Source organism: Ruminococcus sp. YRD2003 (assembly GCA_900109435.1).
Taxonomy (GTDB): domain Bacteria; phylum Bacillota; class Clostridia; order Oscillospirales; family Ruminococcaceae; genus Ruminococcus; species Ruminococcus flavefaciens_G.
This window is the reverse complement of record FNZT01000023.1, coordinates 1-24,288: the sequence shown is the minus strand read 5'-3', so window position 1 is coordinate 24,288 and position 24,288 is coordinate 1. Positions and strand designations below refer to the sequence as shown.

The 24,288-nt window shown below is 45.1% G+C and carries 22 protein-coding genes and 1 tRNA gene; 13 read left to right on the top strand and 10 right to left on the bottom strand.

What is annotated here, in order from left to right; translation table 11 throughout:
• The 4 genes from BMX22_RS14925 to BMX22_RS14910 form a co-directional block, all read left to right on the top strand.
• Window positions 1–1,299, top strand: a 1,299-nt coding sequence (locus tag BMX22_RS14925; protein WP_074743369.1) for a recombinase family protein, incomplete at its 5' end; no start/stop codon positions are given.
• 127 nt (window positions 1,300–1,426) lie between these two features.
• Window positions 1,427–1,768 carry a nucleotidyltransferase family protein gene (locus BMX22_RS14920; RefSeq protein WP_074743367.1) on the top strand — a complete coding sequence of 114 codons (342 nt, stop codon included), beginning with the start codon at window positions 1,427–1,429 and terminating at the stop codon, window positions 1,766–1,768.
• Window positions 1,753–2,154 carry a HEPN domain-containing protein gene (locus tag BMX22_RS14915; RefSeq protein WP_074743365.1) on the top strand — a complete coding sequence of 134 codons (402 nt, stop codon included), beginning with the start codon at window positions 1,753–1,755 and terminating at the stop codon, window positions 2,152–2,154. Before BMX22_RS14920 ends, BMX22_RS14915 begins: the two co-directional genes overlap by 16 nt.
• Before the next feature lie 338 nt (window positions 2,155–2,492).
• On the top strand, window positions 2,493–4,325 hold the full coding sequence (locus BMX22_RS14910; RefSeq protein WP_074743363.1) for a helix-turn-helix domain-containing protein: 1,833 nt from the start codon (window positions 2,493–2,495) through the stop codon (window positions 4,323–4,325).
• 628 nt (window positions 4,326–4,953) lie between these two features.
• Here BMX22_RS14910 and BMX22_RS14905 read toward each other — a convergent pair.
• From BMX22_RS14905 to BMX22_RS14880, 6 genes are all read right to left on the bottom strand, one after another.
• Window positions 4,954–5,694: a dockerin type I domain-containing protein gene (locus BMX22_RS14905; RefSeq protein ID WP_074743361.1), complete on the bottom strand. Its 741-nt coding sequence runs from the start codon at window positions 5,692–5,694 to the stop codon at window positions 4,954–4,956.
• 374 nt (window positions 5,695–6,068) lie between these two features.
• A complete protein-coding gene (locus BMX22_RS14900) occupies window positions 6,069–6,368 on the bottom strand; it encodes a DUF2325 domain-containing protein (protein ID WP_074743359.1) in 300 nt (99 codons plus the stop codon).
• An 83-nt stretch (window positions 6,369–6,451) separates the two neighbouring features.
• A complete protein-coding gene (locus BMX22_RS14895) occupies window positions 6,452–6,619 on the bottom strand; it encodes a FeoB-associated Cys-rich membrane protein (protein ID WP_074743357.1) in 168 nt (55 codons plus the stop codon).
• Window positions 6,620–6,631: 12 nt separating this feature from the next.
• Window positions 6,632–9,046 carry a ferrous iron transporter B gene (gene feoB, locus BMX22_RS14890; RefSeq protein WP_074743355.1) on the bottom strand — a complete coding sequence of 805 codons (2,415 nt, stop codon included), beginning with the start codon at window positions 9,044–9,046 and terminating at the stop codon, window positions 6,632–6,634.
• A 74-nt stretch (window positions 9,047–9,120) separates the two neighbouring features.
• Entirely contained in the window at window positions 9,121–9,342 is a 222-nt protein-coding gene (locus BMX22_RS14885; protein ID WP_074743353.1) for a FeoA family protein, read from the bottom strand.
• A 13-nt stretch (window positions 9,343–9,355) separates the two neighbouring features.
• A complete protein-coding gene (locus BMX22_RS14880; protein ID WP_413777962.1) occupies window positions 9,356–9,565 on the bottom strand; it encodes a FeoA family protein in 210 nt (69 codons plus the stop codon).
• A gap of 538 nt (window positions 9,566–10,103) precedes the next feature.
• Here BMX22_RS14880 and BMX22_RS14875 point away from each other — a divergent pair.
• The 3 genes from BMX22_RS14875 to BMX22_RS14865 are packed head-to-tail and all read left to right on the top strand — an operon-like array spanning window position 10,104 to window position 15,249.
• Complete coding sequence (locus tag BMX22_RS14875) at window positions 10,104–11,816, top strand: putative bifunctional diguanylate cyclase/phosphodiesterase (protein ID WP_074743349.1); 1,713 nt, start codon at window positions 10,104–10,106, stop codon at window positions 11,814–11,816.
• Complete coding sequence (locus tag BMX22_RS14870; protein ID WP_074743347.1) at window positions 11,803–12,138, top strand: Hpt domain-containing protein; 336 nt, start codon at window positions 11,803–11,805, stop codon at window positions 12,136–12,138. Before BMX22_RS14875 ends, BMX22_RS14870 begins: the two co-directional genes overlap by 14 nt.
• 9 nt (window positions 12,139–12,147) lie before the next feature.
• The gene (locus BMX22_RS14865) at window positions 12,148–15,249 is read left to right on the top strand and encodes a response regulator (RefSeq protein ID WP_074743346.1); all 3,102 of its coding nucleotides are present in this window, start codon (window positions 12,148–12,150) and stop codon (window positions 15,247–15,249) included.
• 208 nt (window positions 15,250–15,457) lie between these two features.
• Here BMX22_RS14865 and murD read toward each other — a convergent pair whose 3' ends face one another.
• The 4 genes from murD to BMX22_RS14845 form a co-directional block, all read right to left on the bottom strand.
• Window positions 15,458–16,795, bottom strand: a complete 1,338-nt coding sequence (gene murD, locus BMX22_RS14860; RefSeq protein ID WP_074743344.1) for a UDP-N-acetylmuramoyl-L-alanine--D-glutamate ligase — start codon at window positions 16,793–16,795, stop codon at window positions 15,458–15,460.
• A complete protein-coding gene (locus BMX22_RS14855) occupies window positions 16,792–18,174 on the bottom strand; it encodes a hypothetical protein (protein ID WP_074743343.1) in 1,383 nt (460 codons plus the stop codon). The genes murD and BMX22_RS14855 overlap by 4 nt, the downstream gene beginning before the upstream one ends.
• Window positions 18,161–18,550, bottom strand: a complete 390-nt coding sequence (locus BMX22_RS14850) for a metal-dependent transcriptional regulator (protein WP_074743341.1) — start codon at window positions 18,548–18,550, stop codon at window positions 18,161–18,163. The genes BMX22_RS14855 and BMX22_RS14850 overlap by 14 nt, the downstream gene beginning before the upstream one ends.
• A gap of 335 nt (window positions 18,551–18,885) precedes the next feature.
• The gene (locus BMX22_RS14845) at window positions 18,886–19,302 is read right to left on the bottom strand and encodes an acyl-CoA thioesterase (RefSeq protein WP_074743340.1); all 417 of its coding nucleotides are present in this window, start codon (window positions 19,300–19,302) and stop codon (window positions 18,886–18,888) included.
• 164 nt (window positions 19,303–19,466) lie between these two features.
• On the opposite strand from BMX22_RS14845, the gene BMX22_RS14840 reads away from it, so the two are divergent.
• The 6 genes from BMX22_RS14840 to BMX22_RS14815 form a co-directional block, all read left to right on the top strand.
• Window positions 19,467–19,542: transfer RNA gene (locus BMX22_RS14840), tRNA-Trp, on the top strand.
• 394 nt (window positions 19,543–19,936) lie between these two features.
• Complete coding sequence (locus BMX22_RS14835) at window positions 19,937–20,986, top strand: Fic family protein (RefSeq protein WP_074743371.1); 1,050 nt, start codon at window positions 19,937–19,939, stop codon at window positions 20,984–20,986.
• A 36-nt stretch (window positions 20,987–21,022) separates the two neighbouring features.
• Complete coding sequence (locus BMX22_RS14830) at window positions 21,023–21,568, top strand: prolyl-tRNA synthetase associated domain-containing protein (protein ID WP_074743338.1); 546 nt, start codon at window positions 21,023–21,025, stop codon at window positions 21,566–21,568.
• A gap of 426 nt (window positions 21,569–21,994) precedes the next feature.
• Entirely contained in the window at window positions 21,995–23,116 is a 1,122-nt protein-coding gene (locus BMX22_RS14825; RefSeq protein ID WP_074743336.1) for a helix-turn-helix transcriptional regulator, read from the top strand.
• A 175-nt stretch (window positions 23,117–23,291) separates the two neighbouring features.
• Complete coding sequence (locus BMX22_RS14820) at window positions 23,292–23,843, top strand: hypothetical protein (RefSeq protein ID WP_074743335.1); 552 nt, start codon at window positions 23,292–23,294, stop codon at window positions 23,841–23,843.
• A 40-nt stretch (window positions 23,844–23,883) separates the two neighbouring features.
• A partial coding sequence (locus BMX22_RS14815) for a hypothetical protein (protein ID WP_143055554.1) occupies window positions 23,884–24,288 on the top strand: 405 nt, incomplete at its 3' end.

The following is a 24,288-nucleotide window of genomic DNA, read 5'->3' as shown; positions in this document are numbered from 1 at the left end:
TCCACAAGCCGCTTTTCAAGAAATACTGTTGACTGCCTCGACAATGTAAGGCTTCTGAAAAGCCTCGGTATAGGCGTTATATTCGAGAAAGAGAATATAAATACGCTGACAGCGCAGAGCGAGTTCATTCTTGCCTTGTATAGTAGCTTCGCCCAAGCTGAGAGCGAATCCATAAGCAAAAATATAACACTCGGAAATCAAATGGCGTTCAAGGACGGTAAGGTTAGATACCAATACTCACATTGGCTTGGCTACAGAAAAGGCGCTGACGGCAAGCCTGAAATTGTTTCCGAAGAAGTTGAAGCGGTCAAAACAGTTTTCAGGCTTTTCCTTGAGGGGAAATCTCATCGGGTGATCGCCGATTATATGAATGAGCATAATTACCCCAACAGGAGTTCCACAGGCTTATGGGTAAACTCAATGGTCAAGCGTATACTTGAAAACGAGAAGTATATAGGCGATTGTCTCCTCCAAAAGACATACACGGTTGACTGTATCACTCATAAAACAGCTAAGAATAAAGGCGAAAGACCTATGTACTATGTCAGCGACTGCCACCCTGCAATAATAGACCGTGACACATTCAACCGAGTACAGCAGGAAATCGCGCGGCGTAATTCCAAGCGTTCAGCAAGCACCAAGAATCCTACCGAACAGAGCAAGTACAGCAGTAAGTACGCCCTGACCGAACTTCTCATTTGCGGCGAGTGCGGTACAGCTTGTAGACGTTGCCGCTGGACTTCTCATAACAGGGACAGGACGGTATGGCGGTGTATTAACCGCCTTGAGCATGGTCCGAAGTATTGTAAATCTCCTGCAATAGACGAGCAACCGCTTCATAACGCCATCGTGAGAGCAATAAACGAGTTCTATAACTGCGGCGATGACGTGACAAAGGTGCTGGAATCTGCGACAAGTACAGTTCTTTCAGGAACAAGCGGCAACGAGATACAGAAAATTGAGCGGCGGCTCAAAGAGATAAACCAAGCTCGCAATGAATTTGTAAACCTTATAGCCACAGGAGCTTGTGCTTCGGATTCACTCGATAGCGAGTTTGCAAAGCTGTTTGATGAGGAAGAACAGCTCAGTCAGACGCTGATTTCTCTTAAATCAAAGGCTGATTTCGAGCAAAATAAGCTCGCCGAGGAATTAAAAGCTGAAATTGGTAACACGCCTTTCCGACTTGAAGAATATGATGATGTCCTTGTACGGAAGGTTGTTGAATGTGTAAAAGTGCTAAATATTGAGGAGATATCGGTTACTTTCAAGGGCGGGTACGAGATAAAGTCCAAATTATAGGCTTGAATCATAATTGAATATGCTTATTACCACTTAGATTGAAGCTGTGAAAAAGTTTTAATAATACTTGATTATTTCTTTTAGATATGGTATAATGTAGCCATGAAATAGCGAAAGGAGTTGCGATATGAATAGCATATCATTAAGCCAAGAAGCAATCAATGAACTAATTAATGGGTTACTCCTTATTATGAAGAACAATCTTGCGGCAATAGTGTTGTATGGTTCGGTGGCAAGAGGAACAGATTCTGCCGAATCAGATGTTGACGTAGCTGTACTCCTAAAACAATCGCTTTCCTCAGAGCAGGAAGATGGTTTAAGCGAGCTTATGGTCAATCTGAATTTGAAATATGGCAGAGTTTTCTCAATTGTCGATATTGAAGAGAAAATGTATGAGCAGTGGAAGGAAGTAGTACCTTTTTATAAGAATCTTTCAAAGGAGGGGAATAAACTATGGACAGCAGCGTGATTGACCTCTCCAAGTATAGATTGGATACTGCTAAAGGTGATTTGAAAGCGGCAAGACTTTTGTTTGATGCTACTGAGTTTCGTTCATCGGTAAATCGTTCTTATTATGCTATATTCCACGCTCTTAGAGCTGTTTTAGCGCTTGATGGGTTTGATTCAAGTAAGCATTCCGGAATTATATCATATTTTAACCTTAACTACGTTAAAACCGATGTATTCAGCCGTGAAATCTCCAAAATAATTAGTTCAGCATATAGATTGCGTGAAAAAGCAGACTATCAGGATTTTTATATTGTTTCTATTGAGGAGGCTGATGAGCAGATAAAAAAAGCAGACACAGTCATAAATTCAATATCAGAATACCTCAATGAGAAGTATTCTGAATAATCTGTATTTATTTAAACTTAGTAGTCAAAAAAACTACCGAACTGAACAGAATCAGCAGTAAATAGTTAAAGGCGTATGCGATTTATGCATACGCCTTTTTATACTATTTAATACCATAAGCTTTTCCACCTATACTGCCCCTAAAACGCTAGAAGGCGCTATTTCATATAACAAGTATACTATTTATGAATAGAATAGACGTATAATTTGCTACTACATTAATATAATTTCGCTTGAATCTGTTGATTTTTTGTATGAAATGTATTATAATAAACTTAAGTATTCTATTTGTCAAGAACAACATGAATTAAAACATGGTATTAGAAAGGAGCAGCTATATGCTTCCAACTATAAACAAAAAATCATTCCTTGAATGCAACGAAGAGGATCTGAAAGTCCTTATTGATAACCCTGATTACCGTGAAAACGAATATATTGATTATAAGAAGAATTTTTCATTCTTAGAGATTCCAAAGGATAAAAAAGACATGATTACCAGAGAAAAATATGAGTTCAGAAGTGATGTTTGTTCTTTTGCGAATGCTGGAGGTGGATATCTCGTAGTCGGTATAAGTGACGATAAGCAATGCGAATACATATGTATTATAAGATATGATTTTCTTTTCCTCTTGTCACAAAAACACTGCTTAGCGAAAGAATATCTAAATAACATAACGGGAATTGATAACATATCTAAATATCCTGATATATATGAAAGGAATTGTAGCATAAGGTTTAAATTTAGATTAGGTGGGAATGATAAAGAGCTTGCTGACCAAATGACTGTAATTACTTTTAGTGAAATTGCGAAATTGCTTGAAAATGAAGACTTAGAAGAATTCACTGTGTATGATTATGGAGAAGCTGTAAAAACAATTTGCCATAATGATCCGGATAAGATATATGATGAAATTGATTCAATAGCTCTTATTCCCCAAAAGTATTTACCTTACATAATACAGGGATTATGCAGTAATCCACAAATTAAATATGCGGATAATTTAATTAATGTTATAAAAATGATATGCACAATAATTGGTGATGAGGTTGAAAATCAAGAAATAATAAAAGCAATAGCATATGAAAGCTTTAAGTTTTTTTCATCATTATTCTCTGAATTTGATTCCAATACTTACATGTGTAAATTGTACGATGTAATGTTTGAATGTATAAGATCGCGACAAAAAAGATTCATGAAGTTTTTTTCTTTTCCTTCTGATTTTAGTATGGATAGAATAATTGTTATAGTTCAAGACAGCTGGTTTTCTCTTTCACTTAAAATACTAATTAGAATTGCGGTTATAATTAATAATGAAGAATATAGAAGAAAAACAATAAACCTTATTGACAGTGTTTTATCATCAAATTCCAATGATGCTTTATTATTGGTCAAATCAATGCTATCCATGGAAGTTGATCAGTTATACATTATTGCTCCATCATGGCTTAGTGAAAACCAAGAGATTATACTAAGCGAATACTGTTCTTTCATCTCGTTCGTTTGTTCAAACAGCATTCATAACATAAAAGAGGCTTTTATAATCATTAAAATGAAAAAGTATATAGACAGATTGTTGATAGATTCCGGGAACTCAACAGATTACGAGTATATATGTGTGCGCTTAGTAAGGTTTATTGTATGGCTTTACTTTGAAGGTGAAGACATAAATGATTGGCTTCTTACTCCACTAATTAAAGTAAGAAATGCACAAATTATCAATGAACTAATAATCAACATCACAGATTCGATTGTTGAGAATAACAGAAAGCAGGATTTAATTAGCGTTATATGCGGTATTATGAATCAAAATGGAATAATCATTGATAATTATACGTTTGATTCTCTTGCAAATATTGCGCTTCTTTTTTCAAATTTGGATAGTAGTATATGGGCGTGCATTGAAAAAGGGAGCCAGAACAAAATTGACTTTTTGAGTGATTCTATGGTTGATTTAGTTGATAAACAGTGGGATATCAATCGCAATAATGCAGTTAAAATTCTTGTTAATATGGTAAAGAATACTATATACATTCGTGGTGAAATAGATGGAAACGAAAAGCTAAAGAAGCTAATCAAAAGAACCCAAGATGATCCTTCTCTAAAAAAAGAATTTAATACAATACATAGCAAGTTGATTGAATACGGTTATACAGATTTAATCAAAGATTAATAAGTATGTTATAATAAGGGCGTCAGACTCAGACCATTTGGCAGACTTGTGCCACTCAATCAAGTATTTCGCGTTTCGGTTTCCGAGGCGCGATTTTTTTGTCGCCTTTCCGTTGCGTTCTTGACCTTGAACCAATTTCAAAAATTGCTATTGACAAATCTTGATTTGTGGGATATAAGATACATGAAGATAAGTTTCGGCTTATCATATAGTAACAGAAACACCCGATATAATAATAAACCTCACCCGTCGCTGCTGCGATTTCAAAAAGCTCGAAGCGGTACTTGAAAAGTACATATCAAAATGATTAAATATATATGTGTGTGATAAATGGCTGTTTTTAGGCGAATAAAAGCGGGGTTCAGATTGCTCCACTTTTACAACGCCGAGCGGGCGCACGCAGATTCGCGGTTCAGTTTATCTGGACCGCGAATTTTTTCCCGCGTCCCATAGTCGCATCTGTTTTGTAACAGCTTTTCAAGCGCCAAACGTGCGCGCACAGACTCGCGGTTCAGAAAATCTGAACCGCGTTTTTGCGTTCCATAGCGTATACAAATCATTTCACATACAAAGCGCCCCGACAACAGCCGAGGCGCTTTTATTCTTACTCCATATGCTTCTCATGATATCAATAATCACTGAAATAGCTGCTGCAAAAGTCGGAAAAGGTCATATCTGAATTTGACGTTGAAACATAGGAATAGTATTTCAGTATAAGGGAGGCATCGCTTGCATCACATTTACCGTCGCGATTCACATCTCCGCGACTCTTTTCTTTTTCAGAGATCTCCTCGCCTGTAGATATCTTATTATAATTCGCGAGAATGTGAGAAGAGTCTATCGAATTAACCCGCCCGTCGCCGTTAATATCACCGAACTCGGCATCATCGGGGACATCCGATATCGAAGTACCCGAACTGTCCGTATCGGCAGGACCGCCGTTTTTCACCAGTCCGCCTATGACCTTGATGGCAGCAGCTAAAAGAACGAGCACAATTATTATCGAAGCAGCGCCCACAGCGTACTTTGCCGCCTGTTTACTGTCGGTGCTCTTTTCGGGCTCATAGCTCGGCTTTTTTACAACGTAAAAGTCGAAGCTGCTGTTTTCGGAGCTGTCTATCCTGTACTTTTTATGGAATCTGTCATCTATATATTCAGCGGGCAGCGTGCCGATTTTTTCAGCCTGACCGTATGAACTGAAATCTACGAAACGAAGTGATTTCTTAACGAAGAGGAGCCTGAGCGCATCCTTATTACCGCTCGCATCCAATCTGACACCGTTGAAAACGTAGATATTGCCGTTCTCATTCGTCACGGGCTCATTCGTTATCCGATAGGAGTAGCCGTTAATCTTCATGATACCGTTCATTTTACATCACCGCCCCGACATACAAAGTCATTTCCAACCGCTGAAACATCGGCTTCATCGCCGCTCAAACGGTCAATATTGCTCCATATTAAAATTATATCACAGATATATAATTTCGTCAACAGTTAAGGCGATACCGCACAAAGCTTGTGGTGGAGATGCGCCGACAGATTTTTCGTCAGATTGTATAGAAATTCCGCAGGCATACTGACGTATGTCAAGGAATTTCTGTGCAAGATGACGGAAAATATGCAAGCATATCCAGTACAAAGCCTTCAGGCGGGCTTTGTGCGGTGTTGCCTTAAGCAAATAAAGCCCCCGATACGGAGGCTTTATCATTCCAAACGGACAGTACATCGTCAAGATCATTTCGTTCAACTTCGGACATGATCTCTTCCATTGATATCATTAAGAAGCTGTTTCAGCGCACTTACGCTTGAGCTGTGAACGTGCTCAACGGGCACGCCTCTTTTCTCAGAACTCTTCTTTACAGCTCCGAGCATTTTATGGGAACAGGTCCCCGTAAAAACGACCATAAGGTCGGGAGTACCGAGCTTGTTCTCAAAGTCAGCGGGCATCTGAGTGAAGACCTTTGACTTGTGATTGAACGATTTGCAGATATCCTGATAACGTGTTGCCATGCGGTCATTCCCGCCGACGATAACAATACTCATAGAGCCCTCCTTTTCATTAGTATATGCTAACATATTGTTATTATATCAGGAGCTCTCTTCGCAAAAGCTCCTGATCTCATATTTTATTTGTGGCATTTTCCGTGCATGGCGCAGTGCTCGCAGCCGCAGCCACAAGAGCCCCTGCCATGCTTCTTATCCCTGATGATGCTGACTATCACCGCAGCAACGATACACATCAGTATCAGAGAAACGACTATAGTTCCGAGATTGTCTGTGAACCATGCGAGCATATGACCACTCCTTTAAGCCTTTGAGGTCTTGACTTTACCTGTGAATTTCTGCGCTTCCTTGTACTTCTTGATGAAGAGCATATAGCACATAAATGCCAGAATCGCAGCCGCCGCGATAACACCGATGATGTTTGCCTCGCCTGTGAAAAGTCCGCCGAACTGCGTTATCATAAGCGCGATCGCATAGGCAAATCCGCACTGATAAGTGATAGCGAACGCCGTCCACTTTGCGTTGTTCATCTCGCGCTTGATAGCTCCGATCGCCGCAAAGCAGGGAGCGCAGAGCAGATTGAAGACGAGGAACGAGAAGCCCGTGATACCTGTGAATTTTTCTGCGAGAGACTGCCATACAGTGCCGTCGCCGCCTCCGTAGAGAACGCCCATTGTTCCGACGATGTTCTCCTTTGCGACAAGTCCCGTGATTGACGCAACAGCTGCCTGCCAGTTGCCCCAGCCGAGAGGTGCGAATATCCAGGCAATCAACGAGCCGAAGCCTGCAAGGAGCGAGCTGTCGAGCTGATCTTCTTCGAGCATTGTGAAGCTGCCGTCAACTGTTCCGAAGCGTGACAGGAACCAGATAACAATGGTCGAAAGCAGGATTATCGAGCCAGCCTTCTTGATAAACGACCAACCGCGCTCCCACATTGAGCGGAGAACATTGCTGAGCGTGGGCACATGGTATGCAGGAAGCTCCATTACGAACGGTGCGGGCTCGCCTGAGAACATTACTGTCTTTTTGAGCATGATTCCCGATACGATTATCGCAGCCATACCTATGAAGTAAGCGGATACGGAGATCAACCACGAGCCGCCGAAAATAGCACCTGCAATCATAGCGATGAAAGGAACTTTTGCTCCGCAGGGAATGAACGTTGTTGTCATTATAGTCATACGTCTGTCACGCTCGTTCTCGATAGTTCTCGAAGCCATGATACCGGGAACTCCGCAGCCCACGCCAACAAGCATAGGAATGAACGACTTGCCCGAAAGACCGAATCTTCTGAACACACGGTCGAGAACGAATGCGATACGAGCCATATATCCGCACGCTTCAAGTGCCGCAAGCAGGAAGAAGAGCACCAGCATCTGCGGAACGAAGCCGAGGACCGCACCCACGCCTGCAACGATACCGTCAAGGATAAGGCCCTTGAGCCAGTCGGCAGCGCCGACCTTGTCAAGACCGCTTTCGATGAGCGCAGGGACACTCGGTACAAACACGCCGTAGTCCGCAGGATCGGGCTCCTCCCCTATCCTCTCCACTGTCGCAAGAGCATCATTGTAATCCTCGATAGTCGCAGTCTCGTCGATGGTTTCAAGGGTTTCCTCGTCCTCAACGGAGTAAGTGAACTCACCCACGGGAGCGCTGCCGTTTTCCTCAACATAAGCGTCGTAACCGTCGATTATCTGCTGTGCGCCGGCATACTCGTCAGCATTTTCGGAGTATTCCGACGAGCCGATGCCAAACAGGTGAAAGCCGTCACCGAAGAGGTTGTCGTTAGTCCAGTCGGTAGCCCAGGCTCCGGGCCCTTTCATAGCTATGAGGTAAACGAGAGTCATGATGACCGCAAAGATAGGAAGTCCGAGCCAACGGTTCGTAACTATCTTGTCTATCTTGTCGGACGAGGTAAGGCTGCCGGCGTTTTTCTTCTTATAGCAAGCCCTGACAACATCAGCGATGTAGATATAGCGCTCGTTCGTGATGATAGATTCGGCGTCGTCATCAAGTTCCTTTTCGGCAGCAGCGATGTCCGCCTCGATGTGAGACTTTGTCTTTTCGGGTATATTCAGCTTCTCGAGGACCTTTTCATCGCGCTCAAAGACCTTTATCGCATACCAGCGCTGCTGTTCCTCGGGCATATCGTGCAGAACAGCTTCTTCGATATGAGCAATGCAGTGCTCAACAGGTCCGCTGAATGCATGCTGCGGAATGGTCTTTCCGTTTTTTGCGGCAGATATAGCAGCCTCCGCAGCTTCTTCGACACCCGTACCTTTCAGCGCCGATATCTCGATTATCCTGCACCCGAGCTGTCTTGAGAGCTCGTCAGTATTTATCTTATCACCGTTCTTCCGAACGATATCCATCATATTGATAGCAACCACAACGGGTATTCCGAGCTCGACGAGCTGAGTCGTGAGATACAGATTACGCTCGAGGTTCGTACCGTCTATGATATTAAGTATTGCATCGGGACGAGTCTCAATGAGGTAATTTCTCGCAACGACTTCTTCAAGAGTATAAGGTGATAACGAGTATATACCAGGAAGGTCAGTAACGATAACATCACTGTGTTTTTTCAGCTTGCCCTCCTTCTTTTCAACTGTAACTCCGGGCCAGTTTCCGACAAACTGGTTAGAGCCGGTCAACGCATTGAACAGGGTCGTTTTACCTGAGTTAGGATTACCTGCAAGCGCTATTCGCAGTTCCATATGTATCTTCCTTTCAAGTTATATTATACTAACCATTTGACTGAATAAAAGGACTTTTCAGCCCTTCAAAAGCCTTATTCGACCTCGATAAGTTCGGCGTCCGCCTTTCTCAGCGAGAGCTCATAGCCGCGCACATTTATCTCTATCGGGTCACCAAGCGGAGCCACCTTGCGGATGAGCACCTCAGTCCCCTTAGTGATCCCCATATCCATGATACGGCGCTTTATAGCTCCCTCACCATGCAGCTTCCTGACCTTAGCCTTCGAGCCGACTGATACTTCTCTAAGTGTTTTCATGTTATCACTCCGTTCAAACCATTATTCTGCGTGCCATATCCGCGCCGATCGCAATGCGTGATTCCTTGACCTTGACTATGACACTTTCGCCGAGAATGTTTATAAGAGTTACTGTCCCGCCGACGGTAAAACCAAGGTTTTCAAGGTGCTGACGAATCTCGGGACTGCCTCCGAGCTTTTTGATAGTCAGTACTTTATCCTCTTCTGCATAATTAAGCGGCATCATTTTCTCACCCTTTCATTGTTCCATCAAGTCAGGCACTAAAGAGTTAGTGCCTTATAACATATTTATAATATCACCATCTCGCCTCTTTGTCAACGTCTTAATGCTATAAGCTGTAAAAGTTTGTGTATCATAACAAAATATTAGGTTTAACTAACTCTTATTTTGTATTTCATTCAGTCACACAGACGGATCTTTGTCACATTTCTGTTACAACCGAAATCAGCGGCTTCAAACAGGTCAGTGACAGGATCGTAGTCGAACAGCAAAGACCTTCGGGTTTCAGCTCGGTGTCCAACATTTATGCTCGTTATCATTTCGGACTCACTGCGAAGAAATAATCCAAAAGCTCTGCAACCATTATAACGAAATCAGGGTATTAATAATAGAGGTATTATTTTATGGCGTTCCCGAAAGGGATCACTGTGTTATCAGCATATGATCGTTTCGGGAAATGACTGACCCAAGACAGCAACGACAAGCTGACTTTTATCAAAGCAGCTATCTGTAAATTAACAATGAAAGGCAGGGTCTTAGCATGAGAGAATTGCTTGAACGAAAAAAGGGACTTCGCAGGACGATCCTCATTGTCGATGATGAATACATAGAAAGAGAAATGCTCGGAGCGATGCTCAGCGACAGCTACAGCATTATGTATGCCGAGAACGGTGCGCTCGCTCTTGAGATGATAAAAAGGGACAAGCTGCTGCTCTCCCTCATCATACTTGATCTGCATATGCCCGAAATGGACGGATACAGTCTGCTCGAGCTGATACGATCTGACAGCGAGCTGCGGCGTATCCCGGTCATCGTACTGACTTCCGAACGCGGCGCGGAGGCGAAAAGTCTTCGGCTCGGAGCCGCTGACTTCATCACCAAGCCGTATGATATGCCGGAGGTCATCATGGCACGCGTAAGCCATGCTATCGAGCTTGCAGAGGATACCGTAATAATCCACGAGACCGAAAGAGATGCACTTACAGGCTTGTTCAATAAGGAGTTTTTCTTTGAATACGGCAAGCGTCTGGATCAGCAGAACGGCAATGCACCTATGGACGCTCTCGTTCTTGACATCAACCGCTTCCGTATAGTCAATGAGCTTTACGGAAAGAATTACGGCGACCATATCCTGAAAAAGCTCGGCAGCTTTATCCATGAACTGGTGCAGTATACGGGCGGACTTGCCTGCCGCAGCGACAGCAACTGCTTCTGTCTCTCTCTTCCGCACAGTGACGACCTTGCCGCAAAGCTCCCGGGCTATGTTGCAAGGATAAACGAATTCCTTGATGACCGAAAGATAACCGTCAGGATAGGCGTATATTCCGACGACGGAAGCGGACTTGACATGGAACGCAGATTTGACCGCGCAAGGCTTGCCTGCCGAAAGCTCCGCAACACCTACGAGACAGGATTTGACTTTTACAATGCCGAGCTCCACAGCAGGGAGCTCCACTCGGAAAGGCTCATCAGCGATATTGATAAGGCACTTGCCGAAAAGCAGTTCAGAGTCTATTATCAGCCGAAATATCGGATAAGCGGCGGCAAGCCTGTCCTGACGAGCGCGGAGGCTCTTGTCCGCTGGTTCCACCCTGAATTCGGCATGGTAAGCCCTGGTGAGTTCATCTCGCTTTTTGAGAGCAACGGACTGATACAGCTGCTCGACAGATATGTCTGGAACGAAGCAGCATCACAGATAAGGAAATGGCGTGACAGCTTCGGAGTCGACCTTCCAGTATCCGTCAATGTTTCGAGAGTAGATATTTTCGACCCGCAGCTCGGGGATACTCTTTTCAATATCGCGGAGAGCAACGGTCTCACAACGGACAAGCTCCTGCTCGAGATAACGGAATCAGCATACACAGACAATTCCCAGCAGATAATCGACACCGTATCTTCGCTCCGTGAACGCGGCTTTCGCATAGAGATGGACGACTTCGGCTGCGGCTATTCCTCACTGAATATGCTCACATCGCTCCCGATCGACGCATTGAAACTCGATATGAACTTCATACGGAATATATGCACGAATCAGAAGGATCACCGACTTGTTGCCATAATGATAGAGATAGCAAGACTGCTCGAAGTTCCCGTTATTGCAGAGGGCGTGGAGACCGAGGAACAGATGCTCCTTCTCAGGGAACTCGGCTGCGACATCATACAGGGGTACTATTTCTCAAAGCCGCTTCCGTCCGAGGAATTTGACAAGCTTCTGGCGAAAGAGATCAGGGAGGGAAACTATGATCACAATTGAAAAGCTCCGTGACTTCGGAGCCGACGTCGATGAAGGGATCGCGCGGTGTATGGGGAAGGAAGAATTCTACCTCATGCTGGTCAGGAAGGCAGTTAAAGACAACAGACTCGAAACGCTCGAACTTCAGCTGGCTGACCGCGACCTCGCAAGCGCCTTTGAAACGGCTCATGCCCTGAAAGGAATGACGGCAAATCTGTCGCTCACGCCTCTCACGAAGCCTGTCAGTGAGATGACAGAGCTCCTTCGCAGCAGAACGGATACCGATTACTCTCAAATGCTTGCCGAAGCAAAGCACCAGCTTGAAAAGCTTCGCAGCCTGTAACGGAGTGATATGAACGTTATGAAGACCAACAGCAAACGCCGTAACATACCTGTTGCGATCATCGGTATCATTCTGATAGCCGTTATCCTCATGATCGGGACTGTTCTTACGGGTCAGAAGGCTAAGCAGGATACAGAAAAAGCAACTAATTCCGTAAGTCTCCTCTACCTTGATGAGCTTGCGGGCAGGCGCGAACAGGTAGTCTCATCGGCGCTGAAAAAGAACATCACCGACCTGCAAACAGCGGTCGGTCTTATGACTGAGGAAGACCTTAGCGACACAGCCCACCTTCAGGCATATCAGGCAAGGATGAAGAAGCTGTATACCCTCGAGAAATTCGCATTTGTAGACACTAACGGACTGATATACACCTCTCTCGGCACACAGAATAACATCGGCGACTATAATATCGACTATAACAATATCAGCGAGCCGCAGATAAGCATCAAGGGCCACGACACGACCGATAAGCGAGTCATCATCGCAGTCCCGCTTGACAATATCTCGCTCGGCGAAAAAAAGCTTGCAGTGTGCTTTATGGAGATCAACATGAACACCATGCTCGAAGGCTTTTCGCTCAGCTCTGACAACAGCGGCACGACCTTCTGCAATATTTACACGAAAAACGGTGTTGCCCTGACCGATATGGTCCTCGGCGGACTTGCCAGCGAGGATAATCTTCTCTCTGCCCTTGATAATGCTGAATTTGAAAACGGCAGCTCGGCTGAAAAGGTCAGGGACGACTTTGAAAACGGCAGAAACGGCATAGTCTCGTTTACATACGGAGATACTCCCGAGACCCTTGCCTATATCCTCGTTGACGGAACAGACTGGATGCTCACCTACCTTATCCGTGAAAGCGTCATCAGCTCCGAGATAAGAACGGTCACGAACGGCATCATCAGGAGAAGCCTTATCCATACAGGTCTGACATCCGCCGTTATACTTCTCCTGTTCTTCACACTGTACCGTCAGAACAAAAGAACTTCACGGCTTGAAGTAGAAAAGGAGGCAGCGGAGGCCGAGAGCCGCTTCAGACAGAACGAGCTCGAACACAAGCTCGAAATGCAGGAAGAGCTCCTGAAACAGGAACAGCAGCGAGTCCAGCAGGATTACATGATCACCGCCCTTGCTTCTGATTACCGCAGTGTTTATTTTGCCGATCTCGACACAGACAAGTGCATATGCTACCGCTCATATGTCGGACCTGATGAAGGTCCTCAGATAGGCGACGAGTTCCCATACCGCGAGATGTTCATAAGGTACGCGGATGAAAGAGTCGCCGAGAGCTACCGCGAAGGCTTCAAGCAGTTCATCGAGCCTGAAAATATCAGGAAACGCCTCGAGACCGAACATATCCTGAGCTTCCGCTATCTTATCGAATATAACGGTACCGAGAGCTACGAGATGCTCAGGATAGCAGGAGTACACACCCCTGATGACAATACTTACAATGCTGTCCACGCTATCGGCGCAGGCTTTACCGATGTCGATGCGGAAACAAGGGAACATATGGCACAAAGTCAGGCACTGAGCGATGCCCTTGCAACGGCAGAGGAAGCGAGCAGGGCAAAAAGCGCTTTCCTTTCGAGCATGAGCCACGAGATACGCACCCCGATGAATGCGATAATAGGTCTTGACAGCATCGCGCTCAATGACCCCGATATTTCACAGCAGACGAGGGATTATCTTGAAAAGATAGGGGTATCAGCAAATCATCTGCTTGCGCTCATAAACGATATCCTCGATATGTCAAGGATCGAATCGGGCAAGATGATGCTGAAAAACGAGGAGTTCTCCTTCTCGGAACTGCTCAGACAGATAAACACGATGTTCAGCAGTCAGAGCATGGATAAGGGACTGAATTACAACTGCCGCATAAAAGGCACGGTCGATGACCATTATATCGGCGACAACATGAAGCTGAAACAGGTGCTTATCAATATACTCGGCAACGCTGTCAAGTTCACTCCCGAAGGAGGAAATGTCGAGCTCACGGTCGAGAGAACGGCACAGTTTGACAGAAAATCCACACTGCGCTTCACAGTCACCGATACAGGAATAGGGATCAGCAATGAATACCTTCCGCATATCTTCGATTCGTTCAGTCAGGAGGACAGTTCCGCAACAAACAAGTACAGCAGCTCTGGTCTCGGACTTGCCATAACCAAGAATATTGTCGAAATGATGAACGGAAATATAGCTGTCAGAAGCGAAAAAGGCGAGGGCTCCGAGTTTGTTTTCACTGTCACGCTGATGAACTCGGATCACAGCGCCGATGAAAATGGCGCCACCGAGATGAGCCCGAGCGAGATGAGCGTCCTCATAATAGACGACGACCCCGTTGCCTGTGAACACGCAAAGCTCGTCCTCGAAAAGATAGGAGTATCATGTGAGGCAGCCTATTCAGGCGAGGAAGCGCTCGAAATGGTGAAACTCCGCCATGCCCGCCGCCAACCGTACAACCTGATACTCGTCGACCTCAAAATGCCTGGTATGGACGGCATCGAAACAACGCGGGAGATACGCAGGATAGTCGGTCATGAATCCGCGATAATAATAATCACGGCGTACAAATGGGACGATGTACTCGAAGAAGCCGTGAGCGCAGGTGCAGACAGCTTTATAGCAAAGCCGCTGTTCGCCAACAATGTTATCGAAGAATTCCGCAACGCACTGAAAAGGAAGCGTTCAGCAAAAAAGGCAGCGGCAAAAGCCGAACTGAAGGGCAGAAGAATACTTCTTGCGGAGGATGTTGAGATAAATGCCGATATAATGACCATGGTGCTTGCGATGCGTGAGATAGAAGTTGACCTTGCCGAGAACGGAAAGATAGCCGTTGATAAATTCATCGCAAGTGAAACATGGTATTACGACGCGATACTTATGGACATCCGTATGCCCGAAATGGACGGTCTCGAAGCAGCATCACTGATACGCGACCTCGACCGCCCCGACGCAAAAACCATACCGATAATCGCACTGACCGCAAACGCTTTTGACGAGGACGTTCAGCGAAGTATGCAGGCAGGAATGAATGCACACCTCAGCAAGCCCATTGATAATGATACGCTGTTTTCAACACTGGAAAACCTCATTCACGATCAATGAGAGTATATCCTTAAAAGTTCATTTATCACTTTTTAAAATGCGGTAATTTTTCACAATATCAAAAAAACATCGCCGAGGCAAACGCTTCGGCGATGTTTACGTTGATCTGATAATTCACACTATGTTACGGTTTTGCCTGCTTTTGGGTACGCCGCTGTCTGCCGAGGCGAGAACCTCCCCCGCCCCGCAGTTTTTACTGCCGCGTTGATCAGAGCGCCTTGACCAGTTCCTTGAACACGTCGCCGCGTTCCTCAAAATTCTTGAATATGCCATAGCTCGCAGCAGCAGGCGAAAGTACGCAGCTCCTTCCTTCGGGAGTTATCTCTGCGGCAAGCTTCACCGCCTCGGGGAGATGTGAAACGTAGTGTATGCGCTTCTCGTCTTCGAGCTCCGCTGACAGCAGCATATCAAATACGCGCTTGCCCGACGCTTCCATGCATATGACGCTGATGTCGCTCTGCGTGAGGAAATCGACGAGCGGCGTGTAGTCAATGCCTCTGTCCATACCTCCGATGAGTATAGTAGCCGCTTCGGGAACGCTCTTTATGGCTTCGATCGCGGTCGCGCAGGCGGTCGATATCGAGTCGTCGTACCAGCGAATGCCCTTGAAAGTGCCGAAGTATTCGAGTCTGTGCGCGAGCGGATCGAATGTGCAGAGCGCCGAAGTGAACTGCTTCTCGTCGACGTAGAATGTCGTGATGAAGTGCGCAACTGCAATGTTGTAGTGGTTATGCTCGCCGAGGAGCTTGATGTTGTCGGTGGGAATCTCGTATTCCTCACCGGGTCGTGTTATCCTGCCGTCGGAGACGAAGATGTCAGCCTTCGGGTCGGTGTTTGATATGGTGTAGACGTAGGCGGGGCTCTCCTCGGGCGCTATCTCCGAGTTTATCAGCAGTGTGTCGTGCTTCTGCTGGTGGAGGTAGATATTCTTCTTTGCGTTGTAGTATTTCTCCATTGTGCCGTAGTGGTCGAGGTGTTCTTCATAGAGATTGAGGAATATCGCCGTGGCGGGCGATACGGTCATATATTCGAGCTGGTGGCACGAGAGCTCGCAGACGATTATGCTGTCGTCGCCGATCTTCTCGGCGATATCAAATACGGGTATACCGATATTTCCTGCGATATAGGCGTCTTTGCCTGACTCCTTCAGTATGTGGTATATCATCGAAGTTACGGTGCTCTTGCCCTTTGTGCCCGTGATGCCGATTATCTTGTCGCGGAAGACCTCAAAGAAGACCTGTGTTTCCGAAGTGACCGTGCAGCTGAGGTCATCGGGCGAGGCGCCGAGGACGATCCCGGGGCTCTTAAAAACGACATCGAAGCGGTCGAGGCACTCCTGGTATGCGCTGCCGCATATCAGCTCTACGTTGTCGGGGAGGCCTGCGGCTTCGCGGTCGATGCTGCTGAGGTCTGCTATCGCGATACATGAGGGCGAGCAGTATTTCGTGAGCATGGCATAGGTGGACCTGCCCTCTCTGCCGAAGCCGAGTATGCAGACGCTTTTGCCGTCAGTGATTTCCTTTAGATGTTCCGCAAAGTTATTCAAAGAAGTCGCTCCATTTCTTTTTTCAGTATCGTTTCAAATTCCGTCGGAAGCAGGTTAGTGTGGCTGTATCTGCCGCAGTAAGCCTTGTTTACCGTGTCGGCTGTCTCGGGGTGATACAGTCCTGCGTCCTTGTATTTTTGCATCAGCAGCGGCAGCTCCTCTCCGCTGCTTTCGTATCTGCGTATCGCGAGCGTTACGGCGAGGTTGACCTCGTCTATGCTGCCCACGCACTCAAACGGCTTGTGCTCGGACTGTCCCGCGAGCTCGAAGAAGAAGTCGGTCATTTTCTCATCGCCGAGCATATCCCTGCCGAAGATGCCGCAGAGCTCGCTGCGCGTGAGAAAAGGAGAGAGTATCAAGCACACAAACAGGCATTTCGGGCACTCTCCGCACCATATGTCGGGAGAGACCTTGCTGCCGAGATTGCAGCTCCTGAACACGGGAAGGTACTTTCTGTGGCTGACGAACATCTTCGCTATCTGGTACTCCGACAGCGGGCGCAGGAAGCTGAAATAGTATATCCCCGTCGCGAGGAAGCGCTCCTCGTAGCTGTGGAAGTCCTGCTCGAATTCAAAGCTCTTGGAGTACTGGTGATTGACGTTCTGTCCCGCGACTGTGCTCTCGTTGGCACTGTCTTCATTCGAGAGAACGACGTATCTCAGCCTGTTGAGATAGGCAGTCACCTCCGCTGAGAAGGCGACCACAGACGAGAAAGGCGTATGTCCGTTCAGATAGCCCTTGCTGTTGAGGTCAACGAGAGAGCGGTCAAAACGGCGCTTTGCAGTTATGAGCGCGTCCTCGGGCAGACCTGCTGCGAGCACCGTTGCGGTTATCGAATTACGCTTGTTTATCGCGTAACAGCGGCATTTCATGCCTGCCTGCGTAAGAGTTTCAAGTGTGAGGGCTGAGTCCTTGCCGCCGCCTATCGGGACAAGACAGCCACTCAGAGGCAGGCGCTCTGTCTCGGACGTGCATGAGAAGCTGCCGCTGCACTCTATGTCAATAAATGTATCTATATCTGTTTTTATGCCGTTGACGTAGAAGAATTCGCCGAGTCCGAGGAAGTAAAGCTTCTTCCACCAGCGTATCTGCTCTTCGTCAAGCGAGCCGCATTCCACGCGCATAAGGGGCGAACAGGCAGCCTTCCAGTAGCTGACTGCCTCAGCCATGCCCAGCGAGAATGCCAGTCTTTCAAACGCAAGGTCGCCCTTGACCGAAAAGCCCTCGGGACGTGGAAAGCTCCAGCCCGGGTGGAATTCAGCGACTCCCGCAATTGAGAATACATAGTCTATCTCGACTGTTTCTTCCGTCTCCGTTATTGTGTACGCTTTATACTCGAATACGGGTGCTTCTGCCCGAAACTGCTCAAACTTCTCCATTTGTTCCTCCGCTGAGCTTGAGATAATGTGCCTTCAGAAGCGTGTAGGTCTCGTCGGAGAGGTCGTGCTCAACCTTGCAGGCATCTTCAAGTGCCTGATCCTTCTTCACTCCGAGAAGCATAAAGAGCTCCGAGAGCGTGGTATGGCGGTCGTATATACGCTCGGCAACCGCTCTGCCTGCATCCGTCAGTGTGATGTGGTTGTCGCCGTCAACGTTTACGAGCCCCTCTTCCTTCATTTTCTTCAGGATTATGGATACCGTCGGGCGCGAATATCCCAGATATGAGCATATATCTATAGCATGAACATCGGGCTGAGCCTTCGATAGTATCAGTATAGTTTCAAGGTAGTTTTCAACTGCTTCTGTGATTGCCATTGTTATCTCTCCTTCTGGTGTGGATTGTTAAGGCAGCGCCGCACAAAGCCCGCCTGACGGCTTTGCATCGGTTCAGCTGCGCCAAAGGAAGCGACCTTGAGGTGCATATTTTCCGACTTCATGAACAGAAAGCCATGACACACGTGGTCTCTCCGGGTTGTGGAGGTGTCAGTAAAGCCGAAAGATAAGCTGACCGAAAGACCGTATGTCTGCGAAAAGAATATACAAGCTGACAAGAAATATGTCGGCGTAACTTCAGTACAAGCTTGATGCGGCGTTGCCTTAGCTATTCTATTATTATAACACACTGATACGGAAAATGCAAATCATTCGTGTCAGTGCTCCATATTGTCCGCAAAAATGCTGTATATCGCAGGATATCGGCTCTTGATACGCAGTGGCTTCAGCTCCCCGTCTGTGAAGCAGTGCCATGACCTGCCTTTAGCACATACCTCGCCTGTGGCTTTGTTGCACACTGTGTACTCTACTCCGAGTTTGACACCGTTGAAGTCTGTTATGCGGAGCTCCACAGTAAAAGTGTCGCCAAATCTCAGCGGACGAAGATAACCGCACTCCACAGACAGCACTGGCATAAGTATCCCCTGCGCCTCTATATCGGGAAAAGGCATTCCCGCTTCGCTCAGGAAGTGGATGCGCGTTTCCTCAAATATCCTTATGTAGTTTGAGTGGTGCATTATTCCCATTTTGTCTGTCTCATAATAGTAAACGGCTCTTTCGTACGGTCTGAGCATTCAATCCCCTCCATGTATCTTTTTGATTCATTATACCATAGAATCAGAAAAATATCAACAGAAGGCACACCAATTATTGTTAAAATATAAAAATATATATTCCCTATTGACACCAACCACGCTTTCTGATATAATATTATTGTTGTCAGCAACTAAATCAGTATAGGGGTATAGCTCAGTTGGTAGAGCAGCGGTCTCCAAAACCGCGTGCCGAGGGTTCAAGTCCTTCTGCCCCTGCCAGAACGATAAAGCCTGTATTTCGAGAAAAACGCCGAAATACAGGCTTTTCTCTTACCTATCCGCAACAGTTCAAACTGCAATTTTGAAGCTCCGTGTGCACAAAAAACAGGTGTAATGCACACGAAATGCACACGGAATGCACACGACTGAAAGGCAGTATAACGATAAGAAAGAAGCCAGCTCCCTATACGGGAGCTGATTCTATATATGAATGAATACTTCAAGAAAACAACTGTTTCGTATTAATGTGCTGATTATATCAATGGAGCTATTATATAATGTAATGAATAATAGTTGTCTCCTAATTCATAATAGAGTTTAGGAGATATTATTGCCTAATCACTTGACTTTTCTCCTAAAAACGATTATAATTATGAGAAAGGAGCGTGAGCTTATGAGAAACTTTGATTACAGCGAACTTGCAAAACGTTCATGGGACAGTGAGATCATCGGTCTTGTAGCCCAGATTCACGAATATAAAGGCAGACAGGAGCTTTATCTGAAACAGAAACCTGCCGAGCTTGACCGCCTTATTGAGATTGCAAAGGTTCAAAGTACAGAAGCATCCAATGAGATTGAAGGCATCAGAACCACTAACACCCGACTGCTACAACTTGTCAAAGACAAGACAACGCCCAGAAACCGTGACGAGGAAGAAATCATGGGATACCGTGATGTACTGAATACTATTCACGAGAACTTCGAGTATATACCTATTTCATCGAACTACATTCTCCAGCTCCACCGTGACTTATATAAGTATTCCCATAAAAGCATCGGTGGTACATTCAAGAACTCTCAGAATTATATTAGTGCGACAGATGCTAATGGACGTGAATTCGTATTATTCACTCCTCTGCCGCCATATGAAACACCAGCTGCTATCGAAGCAATATGTGACAGCTATAATCGCATAATTGCGACGCAGGATATCGATGCATTGCTTCTGATACCTGTGTTTATCCATGACTTTCTCTGTATACACCCGTTCAATGACGGCAACGGCAGAATGAGCCGCCTTCTCACAACTCTGTTGCTGTATCGTTCTGGTTATGTAATCGGCCGATATATCTCCCTCGAAAGCAAGATAGCCAAGAACAAGAACCTGTACTACGACGCTTTAGAGCTGTGTCAGAAAGGCTGGAACGAAGGCGAAGAAGATCCTGCTCCTTTCATAAAGTACTTGTTGCAGACTATACTTGCTGCGTATCGTGATTTTGAGGAACGTGTTGCATTGGTCGAGGAAAAGCTGCCGGCAATAGAAATGGTACGTCGTGCAGTTTATAATAAGATCGGTAAGTTCACAAAGAGTGAAGTCATGGAGCTTTGTCCGACAATCAGCAAGGCTTCGGTTGAGAATTCTATCAAGCAGCTTGTTGATCAGGGACTTCTTCTAAAACATGGCAGCGGTAGAAGTACGTTCTATACCCGAAGCGACATTTAATGCAATATTAGAAATAATGATCAAAGGAGTAAGATGATGAATATAGATAGCACTCTTTACAGCGGACGTCCAACAGATACTCGTTCCGAAGTTGAAATGGCCATATACGATATACTTGATTCTCTTGGTATAGATTACAAGCGTGCTGACCACGACCACGCAGATACTATGGAAGACTGTCTTGCTATAGAAAAGGTACTTGGAGCTAAGATATGCAAGAACCTGTTTCTTTGTAACCGTCAGAAGACCAGCTTCTATATGCTCCTTATGCCAGGTGATAAGCCATTCAAGACCAAGTTCCTGACATCGCAGCTGAACTGTGCCCGTCTATCCTTTGCGGAGGCTGATAAGATGCAGGAGTATCTGCATACTATCCCTGGCTCAGTATCAGCACTGGAGCTTATATTCGACACGGATAACAACATACAGCTCGTCATAGATAACGACCTTATGAGCGATGAATACATTTGCGGACATCCGGGTATCAATACTTCGACAGTCCGCCTGCTACGAGAGGATATGCTGAGATATGTCCGTGAAGCTAAGCATGAGCCTACATTTATAGATCTGCCTGTTGAATGATAGTTAAAGCCTCCCCTCGGGAGGCTTTTTCTATATAAACTATATCATTTTTCTTAAGTCAGTAATTATTTTACGAAGAAGCTCAAAGGATAGCAAAAATGTAAAATTTCTGCTATCATATTGAAAAAATATATAAAATCTGATATAATGCTATTGTAAAGCAGTATTTATTTGTTTTTAAAATTAATAAAATAACGAGATAATCAATGTCTGCTCAACAATTAAAAATCGGCTATATACAGCTTGTTTTATCTGATTATTGATTACACATTAATTATTATGCAATAGAATAACACGGAAATTGTCAATGGATTAATAATAAAACATTTCGTATGAGATGAGGAAATAACTATTCCTGATTTAGTAAGAAATTTGAGAAATAACGTCTTTCAGGGATACATCGATCTGAAAAATAGGAGTTTAATTATGCTTCCAAAAAATAAAAAACCAAAGGAAGAGTGGAAAGACTACATCACCGATTCCAAGCTTATGGTCTTATATGTCCTGCTAAAGTATACTGACGAAAATCATATGCTTGAAAAAAAGAGAGTTCTTGAATTGATTGCAGCGGAATTCGGCGAGCGGCGTGAGATAAATGTTAAAACGCTCGACACCAGTCTTGAAGCGATTGAGAGATTTCTTGAAGAAAAGAGCGATATATTCGGCAGTTATAAGAGCGGTGCCAAGAACGGAAAAAAAATGAAGACTAATATCCGAATTGAACACCTATTCAGCGACCACGAATTGAGATACCTCATTGACATGGTGAGTTCGTGCGAGTATATAAAGCTGTCTGAACGCAAGGAGCTGATTCAAAAACTGCTGACACTTTCTTCAAAGAATCTTACTTCAGAGCTTCGTCCGTATCTTCTGAATAATCAAAAAAAGACGAAAGTCATGACCACAGACTTTGATAAGAATCTGAAAGTAATACATAAGGCAATAATTGAGAAAAAGCAGATACAGTTTCACCGAGTTGCCCGTCAGCCGAGTGGCTCTCTCTACTATGAAACTGATAAGAATGGTGATGATAAAGTTTATACTGTAAATCCTTACAGAACTGTATTCAGCGACGGCTTCTACTATCTTGTATGTAGTCGTGAACACAGCGATAACAGTGCTCCGGACAGGATAAGCAATTACCGAATAGACAGAATCAGTGATGTTACGCTGATCGAAACCAAAGACATATACCCGGAAACAAGTATTGCCGGAGCTTCTAAAAATGTTGATACCTATAAATATATCAGCACTCACAGAATGATGTGGGGCGGAACTCCTGAAACTATCAAATTCAGATGTCCTGAATGGGCTATAACTGAGATAGTGGATTATTTCGGCAGAGATTATGAGATAAAATCAAATGAGAAGGACGCTGAAACAGGCGAAAAAATGATGATCGTCAAGGTCGAAAGTACGCAGGATAATATGCTTATATGGGCGAGAAGATTTTTCGATTTTGTTGAGATCATTTCACCCGCTTCCCTCAGACAGAAACTGAGAGACGATATAGCAAAAGCATATAAGAAGTATTCCAAAAGCGATTAAATGAAGGCAATGCTATTAAATATATGATATGGTATGCCTTATTGTTTTAGCCATAAACTCCTGAATATATATATATTGACACTGCTTTAAGATACCCTCTTTTGAGGATGTCAGACGTGCTATAATAACATCAGTAAAACAAACGTAGACCGCTCAGAATCAGGGAGGTTTGACTATGGCTTGGGATAATCCGCACGGCTCTCTTTCGGCTGACGAAAGACTTCGTCTTGAAAGAGAAGCAAAGATACTTGCAGAAGCTCAGCGGAAAATGCTGAGAGAAGAGGAACAGCGTGCAGCGAAGCAGCGTGAAGCAGAAGAACGTCGCCGCGCTGATGCGCGGGACAGGGAGGAAAGAGCTCGCAGAGCAGAGGAAGAAAGAAGGTATAAAAATCAATTAGCTTCCGAACGAAGAGCACAGTCAAAAGCAAGATCAGAAAGCTATAAAGCCTGGCTGCGTACACCAGAAGGAGATGCCTTTTTAAATCAGGAAAGATACAAAAGTCGTGCAGAAAAGGTCTGGAATGCTGAGTATGGTTCGGCAACATATCTAAGGAACAGATATGGTCATGCTTACTATGTTATTGCTGAGATAATCCAGAATATCCTTGGCTGCACACCTGATGAGGCGGAAGAAACAATATCACAGAATTATATAGAACCCAGATGGAAATATTTCGAGCAGCCTGAGGTTGAGAAACTATTAAGAGAGAAGCTTTCAAAGAAGTAATCCGTAAACAAGCTTTTATTGCTTCAGCAGGAGGTAGCGTATGGAGTATTATTCAAGACTTGCATGGGTAGATGTGTCTCAGAAATTCTTCGAGGCGTACGTCAATTTCCGAATTGAGGGCACAGCAGAGCATTGGATAGAACACAATGGCAGAGAAATAAAACTTTCTTTTTACGACGAATCCGATTATGTTTTAGTCATAATCGGCTGCTCTAAGATTTTTCGGGAAATGGATGCGCGCTACGACGGTTCCGCTCGTAATACAGAAGAAATAATAAGGAAGATCCTCTGGTTTGCACTTGATGCAGAGGAACTGGAGGTTTATACCGTAAAAGCATCAAATACCGAAGAAGAAAATAAGGAGTTAAGCGATTTATTAGCAGAAAAATATCGTCGTTGCTACGATCGTTATTGCTGTTCTTTAGAGGAGTATTGGAAGCCTGAG

What these genes read in the sequence shown, in the direction of transcription:
- BMX22_RS14885 (WP_074743353.1), bottom strand. Translation starts at nt 9,342, where the DNA reads ATGAAAACACTTAGAGAAGTATCAGTCGGCTCGAAGGCTAAGGTCAGG.
- BMX22_RS14915 (WP_074743365.1), top strand. Translation starts at nt 1,753, where the DNA reads ATGGACAGCAGCGTGATTGACCTCTCCAAGTATAGATTGGATACTGCT.
- BMX22_RS14875 (WP_074743349.1), top strand. Translation starts at nt 10,104, where the DNA reads ATGAGAGAATTGCTTGAACGAAAAAAGGGACTTCGCAGGACGATCCTC.
- BMX22_RS14910 (WP_074743363.1), top strand. Translation starts at nt 2,493, where the DNA reads ATGCTTCCAACTATAAACAAAAAATCATTCCTTGAATGCAACGAAGAG.
- BMX22_RS14905 (WP_074743361.1), bottom strand. Translation starts at nt 5,694, where the DNA reads ATGAACGGTATCATGAAGATTAACGGCTACTCCTATCGGATAACGAAT.
- BMX22_RS14895 (WP_074743357.1), bottom strand. Translation starts at nt 6,619, where the DNA reads ATGCTCGCATGGTTCACAGACAATCTCGGAACTATAGTCGTTTCTCTG.
- BMX22_RS14855 (WP_074743343.1), bottom strand. Translation starts at nt 18,174, where the DNA reads ATGGAGAAGTTTGAGCAGTTTCGGGCAGAAGCACCCGTATTCGAGTAT.
- feoB (WP_074743355.1), bottom strand. Translation starts at nt 9,046, where the DNA reads ATGGAACTGCGAATAGCGCTTGCAGGTAATCCTAACTCAGGTAAAACG.
- BMX22_RS14850 (WP_074743341.1), bottom strand. Translation starts at nt 18,550, where the DNA reads ATGGCAATCACAGAAGCAGTTGAAAACTACCTTGAAACTATACTGATA.
- BMX22_RS14900 (WP_074743359.1), bottom strand. Translation starts at nt 6,368, where the DNA reads ATGAGTATTGTTATCGTCGGCGGGAATGACCGCATGGCAACACGTTAT.
- BMX22_RS14830 (WP_074743338.1), top strand. Translation starts at nt 21,023, where the DNA reads ATGAATATAGATAGCACTCTTTACAGCGGACGTCCAACAGATACTCGT.
- BMX22_RS14880 (WP_413777962.1), bottom strand. Translation starts at nt 9,565, where the DNA reads ATGCCGCTTAATTATGCAGAAGAGGATAAAGTACTGACTATCAAAAAG.
- BMX22_RS14865 (WP_074743346.1), top strand. Translation starts at nt 12,148, where the DNA reads ATGAACGTTATGAAGACCAACAGCAAACGCCGTAACATACCTGTTGCG.
- BMX22_RS14825 (WP_074743336.1), top strand. Translation starts at nt 21,995, where the DNA reads ATGCTTCCAAAAAATAAAAAACCAAAGGAAGAGTGGAAAGACTACATC.
- BMX22_RS14870 (WP_074743347.1), top strand. Translation starts at nt 11,803, where the DNA reads ATGATCACAATTGAAAAGCTCCGTGACTTCGGAGCCGACGTCGATGAA.
- BMX22_RS14920 (WP_074743367.1), top strand. Translation starts at nt 1,427, where the DNA reads ATGAATAGCATATCATTAAGCCAAGAAGCAATCAATGAACTAATTAAT.
- BMX22_RS14835 (WP_074743371.1), top strand. Translation starts at nt 19,937, where the DNA reads ATGAGAAACTTTGATTACAGCGAACTTGCAAAACGTTCATGGGACAGT.
- BMX22_RS14820 (WP_074743335.1), top strand. Translation starts at nt 23,292, where the DNA reads ATGGCTTGGGATAATCCGCACGGCTCTCTTTCGGCTGACGAAAGACTT.
- BMX22_RS14845 (WP_074743340.1), bottom strand. Translation starts at nt 19,302, where the DNA reads ATGCTCAGACCGTACGAAAGAGCCGTTTACTATTATGAGACAGACAAA.